The sequence below is a fragment of the Bacillus ndiopicus genome, assembly GCF_000612805.1.
In the GTDB taxonomy this organism is placed as follows: domain Bacteria; phylum Bacillota; class Bacilli; order Bacillales_A; family Planococcaceae; genus Metasolibacillus; species Metasolibacillus ndiopicus.
Genome location: NZ_HG964419.1, coordinates 1 through 420, shown reverse-complemented (window position 1 = coordinate 420; position 420 = coordinate 1). Strand labels below are relative to the sequence as shown.

The 420-nt window shown below is 60.5% G+C and carries 1 rRNA gene; it reads right to left on the bottom strand.

Going from position 1 to position 420, the window contains the following annotated elements:
* Window positions 1-420, bottom strand: a 16S ribosomal RNA gene (locus TY13_RS19600); the annotation flags it as partial.

The following is a 420-nucleotide window of genomic DNA, read 5'->3' as shown; positions in this document are numbered from 1 at the left end:
GGGTATCTAATCCTGTTTGCTCCCCACGCTTTCGCGCCTCAGCGTCAGTTGCAGGCCAGAGAGCCGCCTTCGCCACTGGTGTTCCTCCACATCTCTACGCATTTCACCGCTACACGTGGAATTCCGCTCTCCTCTCCTGCACTCAAGTCCCCCAGTTTCCAATGACCCTCCACGGTTGAGCCGTGGGCTTTCACATCAGACTTAAGGAACCGCCTGCGCGCGCTTTACGCCCAATAATTCCGGACAACGCTCGCCCCCTACGTATTACCGCGGCTGCTGGCACGTAGTTAGCCGGGGCTTCCTCGTGAGGTACCGTCACCGCGCCGCCCTCTTCGAACGGCGCTCCTTCGTCCCTCACAACAGAGCTTTACGACCCGAAGGCCTTCTTCGCTCACGCGGCGTCGCTCCGTCAGGCTTTCG